This is a genomic window from Phocaeicola sp. RTP21198st1_B8_RTP21198_201120, assembly GCF_040929485.1.
Lineage (GTDB): Bacteria > Bacteroidota > Bacteroidia > Bacteroidales > Bacteroidaceae > Phocaeicola > Phocaeicola dorei.
The window spans coordinates 20,703-25,937 of the sequence record NZ_JBCOCI010000005.1 but is presented as its reverse complement, the minus strand read 5'-3'; the positions used below and the strand labels follow the sequence as shown (position 1 = coordinate 25,937).

Below are 5,235 nucleotides of genomic sequence, written 5' to 3'. Positions count from 1 at the left end.
GCGCAGGTGTAGCAGGAGTAACGACTTATTCTATGTTGAAACCCGAGCCAAACAAAAGCGTGGCCTTTAATGATGTGTTCCAACAAAATCCGAATACAAGACTTGCCGCGCTGGACGCCACCCAAATGCAACCGGTGGATTTGACTCAGGCAGCGGAAAATTCAGTGCATGCAGTAGTTCATATAAAGTCAACTCAAGAATCAAAAACTCAGACAGTTACCGTTCGTGATCCGTTCTATGATTTCTTTGGTGATATTTTTGGGAATGGCAGAGGCGGCGGTCAGCAGCGTCAGGTGCAGACTCCTGAAAGAGTGGGATTTGGTTCCGGAGTGATCATCTCGAAAGATGGATATATTGTAACGAATAACCATGTAATTGATAATGCTGATGTGATCAGTGTCAAACTGAATGACGGACGTGAATATAAAGGACGTGTAATCGGCACAGATCCCAGCACGGATTTAGCGTTGGTTAAAATTGAAGCGGATGAACTTCCCACTATTCCCGTAGGCGATTCGGAGGCTTTGAAAGTGGGCGAGTGGGTATTGGCTGTAGGTAATCCGTTTAATATGACATCTACAGTAACCGCCGGTATTGTGAGTGCCAAGGCACGTTCTTTGGGCGTATATAATCAAGGTGTGGAATCATTCATCCAGACGGATGCAGCTATTAACCAAGGTAACAGTGGTGGGGCATTGGTCAATGCAAAAGGAGAGTTGGTAGGTATCAACTCGGTGCTTTATTCACCGACAGGAGCTTATTCCGGATACGGTTTTGCCATCCCTACCAGTATTATGAAAAAGGTAATAGCCGATTTGAAAGAATACGGAACCGTTCAGCGTGCGGTATTGGGTATCAAGGGTACTCCGATTAATGATGACCAGCAGATGATGCCGGAAGAAATCAAGAAGAAAGTGAAGGAACTGGGTGCTACCGATGGTGTGCTGATAGCTGAGGTGATTGATGGAGGTTCTGCGGCCGGTAACTTGGAAGTGGACGATGTCATTATCGGTATTGACGGAAAACGTGTGAAGAACTTTGCAGAGTTGCAGGAAGGGTTGGCTAAACACCGTCCGGGTGACAAAGTAACCGTCAAGGTGTTGCGTGACAAGAAAGAAAAGGATATCGAGATGACTTTGAAAAATGCACAGGGAACAACGAAAGTGGTGAAGAGTGCGGGCATGGATATCTTGGGCGCAGCGTTCCGTGAAGTTCCTCAGGAATTGAAGAGACAATTGAACTTGGGATATGGTGTGGAAGTCACAGGTGTGACAGACGGTAAAATGAAAGCTGCCGGTATCCGTAAAGGCTTCATCATCCTGAAGGCAAATGGACAACCTGTCAAATCAGTAAATGATTTGGAAGATGTGCTGAAAGCTGCTACCCAGTCACCGGATCAGGTATTGTTCTTGAGCGGTATGTTCCCGTCAGGTAAACGTGCGAACTATGCAGTAGATTTGATACAGGAATAAGGATATTTTTAAGGTAGAAAGTTTCAATAGGTAAAGTTTAGAGGATGCACGGTAAGGGACACTTCCGTGCATCCTGATTTTATAGTCAAACAGGATTGATATGCTGGAAAGAAGCATTGTAAACGGAATTTCGGGGATGATGGGAACACAAGTTTGATTTTTAGTATGTTTTTATCCGATAGTAGAGTCGTGTAACTATTAATTTGCGTCATAGGTGTTTGCGTTCCCGTCCGGCCGGAAAACGGAGGACATAAATCAATTCTGTTTCACGATAAGATAAGAGCTGTTGACAGGATCCATCCTTACGCTATATCATGGAATAATCTCTATTAAGTAAGCTGATAAGATCAATAAAGAGAAAGATATAACCCTATTTTCGCAAAATATTTAGGAAAAGAAGGACAAAGATAGTCTTTTTTGATTTATTAGCTAATATTTTTCAAACAAAAATGGATGTATTCCATTTAATGTTGTAAATTTGCATCCCAAATTTGTTTTATAGAGAATGAGACAATTAAAGATTACCAAAAGTATCACTAACCGAGAGAGCGCATCTCTGGATAAGTATTTACAGGAAATAGGCCGTGAAGACCTGATTACTGTAGAGGAAGAGGTAGAGCTCGCTCAGCGTATCCGTAAAGGCGACCGGGTAGCATTGGAAAAACTGACACGTGCCAACTTGCGTTTCGTCGTGTCTGTAGCCAAGCAGTATCAAAATCAGGGGTTAAGTCTTCCTGACTTGATTAATGAAGGCAACCTGGGATTGATTAAAGCAGCTGAAAAGTTCGATGAGACCCGAGGCTTCAAGTTTATCAGTTACGCCGTATGGTGGATTCGTCAGTCTATTCTCCAGGCATTGGCAGAACAGTCACGTATTGTCCGTTTGCCGTTGAATCAGGTAGGCTCGTTGAACAAGATCAGCAAAGCCTTCTCTAAATTCGAACAGGAAAACGAGCGTCGTCCTTCTCCGGAAGAACTGGCCGATGAACTGGAAATACCTGTAGACAAAATCTCGGACACGTTGAAGGTTTCAGGACGCCACATTTCTGTAGACGCTCCTTTTGTGGAAGGAGAAGACAACAGTTTGTTGGATGTGCTTGTGAACGACGACTCGCCTATGGCAGACCGTTCCTTGGTTAATGAGTCACTTGCGAGGGAAATTGATAGAGCACTCTCTACGCTGACCGAAAGGGAGAAGGATATTATCCAGATGTTTTTCGGTATTAATACGCAGGAAATGACGTTGGAAGAAATCGGCGATAAATTCGGCCTCACTCGTGAGCGCGTACGCCAGATTAAAGAGAAAGCCATTAGAAGATTGAGACAAAATTCGCGTAGCAAGCTGCTTAAGTCTTATTTAGGGTAAGAAAGATTCGGTTTCCGAAAAGAAAACAAAGCACAAGATGGAAGGTTACTCCCGTCTTGTGCTTTTGTTCATAATATACCAATAATGCCCATTGGCTGCGCTATGTGCCACATGGTAATGGGCACATCAGCAAATTATTATAGTTAATTAATCTATTACTTTTTCGTATTTGTCCGTAAATAACTATTTTTGTCCTCTAATAAAATTATAAAATTAGAATTATGAAATCCATAAAGATTCTGTGCTCTTTATTATTGGTACTGATGGTATGCTCGGCATTCTCATTGAAAGGAAGTAAAGGTAAATCCGTTTATATAGTAGGTGTATCCGCATCGTTTACAGATTCATTGGTTTATTTCACGGAAATCCAATTGCTGGACAGTGTAAGGCTGGATAAGAATAAGATGTTGCCGGAGCGCTCACAATACAGTTATCAGCTGAAAAATTATTTGGAAAACGAGGAAGGGCTGACGAACCGCACTTGCTTTGTTTATTTCTCGAACAGCAGAAAGAAACTGCAGAAGACCATCAATAAGATGAAGATCAAGTATCAAAAAGGAAAGACCTTGCTGATTCGCGAAGTGAACCCCAATGCATTCAAGTTCAAGAAACCGGAAGAGTGATCCTTTTCTTATGAAAAAGATTCTATTTATATTTTTAACAGCCTGCTTTTTCTTCTCTTGCGAGAAGGAAACAATCGTGATTCCTCAGCAACATGCCGGAAGAACGGTCCTGGCTTTCTTTTGGGCGGATAACAGCTTGAATTCCAATTTGCGTAATAATATTCGGACGATGATGCAGGGGCTTCAGGCTATGAAGGATTCGGCTGCTTTGTTGGTATATTGGGATGGTGAGGCTTCGGATATCAGTTGGCCGGAGCCTTGTATCGTTGAATATGTGACTAATGGTCAAGGGAGGATCAACAGTATGTCCAAAGAAGCGGTCAATGCGATGATCGCGGATCAGGACATGTCGGTTCACGACTTGATAAGTATTGGCAATATCAGAAAAAAATATTCCCCTCAGACATCGACGGAGAAAACCGTCATGCAGACAGTGATAGGTGATATGATGAGTGTTTATCCGTCGGAAAGTTATGGAATAATCTTTGGTTCTCACGGTTCAGGATGGTTGCCCACTATTACCGGCACCCGTTCTATAGGTCAAGATGGCGGCCGGTATTCCAGTGACACAGCGTTGATACCGGAATTGGCGGAAGTGCTGCGTACGGTAAATCCTCAAAAGTTTGATTTTGTCTTGTTTGATGCGTGTATGATGGGGTGTGCCGAAGTGTATTATGAGCTGAAGGATGCTGCCAAATATTGCATCGCTTCTGTACTTGATATACCGGCAGCCGGATTTCCTTATGCAAGTGTGATGCCTTATTTGTATGAAAATGCGATCAAGGAGTATTTGAAGCCAATCTGTAAAGATTATATAGATTATTATAACTATAATGGTTGGGGAACCATTTCGGCAGTGGATTGCAATCAGATGGAAGGTTTGGCGGAAGCGGTCAGAAGTGTGATTTTGTCCAATCAGGATAGCCTGAAGAACGTGGATATAGCTGATTTGCAGCAATATGGCAAAGGCAGCAGCAACTTCAAAGGATATGCCTATGATATGTTACAGTTTATTGAAAAATTGTGTGGAGGAATGGCTCCAGACGATTTTACGCAACAATTAAAGAAGACGGTCATTTATACAGATTATACTCATGATCCCACCTCATCCTTGTACAGAATAGATGGGGATAACTACAGTGGAATGGGTATGTATATCCCCAATTCATTCACCACTCCCAAATATTTGCTTTGGAACAATTATTTCAAGTCTTCCATAGCGTGGTATCATGCATCCGGATGGGCTGAAACGGAATCTATTTGGGGGAATTGAAGGAGAATGCAGCCAGTTGCTTTTTACTTGATCCCGAATAATAGATATAGCGGATGGAAGTACCGAATTTCCGGTATTCTTCCATTTCCACCGAGTTGTCTACTGCATTCTGCAGGGCTTGTTTAAAGGCGGCATAATGGGTGTTCATATAAGTGGCGTTGTCCAGTTCTCCTGTAACACTGTAGAAATAGCTCACACTATTATCTTTCTCATTATAACGGGTGCTGTCCAGTGTAATCGTTTCGTTCATACGTGTGGGGCAGGACCGGTTGGTCTTTTCGGCTGTCTGTTTGAATTTACGGACTTGTGAACGGTGGTTATTATTACATCCTGCCAAAGTAAGGATGCCTAGGGCCGCTATTATAACTGTTTCTCTTTTCATTATAAATCGGTATTTTGAAGCGAAAGTAAACTATAAGTTTGAACAAAGCAAATGGATTTTTGTTTTTTATTAGTAAGTTTGTGCAAACAAAAAAAGTAAAACATGTCTCGCATTATAGA

Annotated in this window: 5 protein-coding genes; 4 read left to right on the top strand and 1 reads right to left on the bottom strand. The window is 42.3% G+C overall.

All coding sequences use genetic code 11. The features are described from left to right. The 4 genes from AB5935_RS04235 to AB5935_RS04220 form a co-directional block, all read left to right on the top strand. A partial coding sequence (locus AB5935_RS04235; RefSeq protein ID WP_368327335.1) for a Do family serine endopeptidase occupies window positions 1–1,472 on the top strand: 1,472 nt, incomplete at its 5' end. 505 nt (window positions 1,473–1,977) lie between these two features. Continuing rightward, entirely contained in the window at window positions 1,978–2,838 is an 861-nt protein-coding gene (locus AB5935_RS04230) for an RNA polymerase sigma factor RpoD/SigA (RefSeq protein WP_005843258.1), read from the top strand. A gap of 221 nt (window positions 2,839–3,059) precedes the next feature. Further along, entirely contained in the window at window positions 3,060–3,461 is a 402-nt protein-coding gene (locus AB5935_RS04225; RefSeq protein ID WP_007838198.1) for a hypothetical protein, read from the top strand. Window positions 3,462–3,471: 10 nt separating this feature from the next. Then, window positions 3,472–4,734, top strand: a complete 1,263-nt coding sequence (locus tag AB5935_RS04220; RefSeq protein ID WP_038609245.1) for a clostripain-related cysteine peptidase — start codon at window positions 3,472–3,474, stop codon at window positions 4,732–4,734. On the opposite strand, the gene AB5935_RS04215 is transcribed toward AB5935_RS04220, so the two are convergent. Continuing rightward, window positions 4,718–5,116: a hypothetical protein gene (locus tag AB5935_RS04215; protein ID WP_007838202.1), complete on the bottom strand. Its 399-nt coding sequence runs from the start codon at window positions 5,114–5,116 to the stop codon at window positions 4,718–4,720. The two genes, AB5935_RS04220 and AB5935_RS04215, sit on opposite strands and share 17 nt — an antisense overlap. Window positions 5,117–5,235 lie beyond the last annotated feature (119 nt).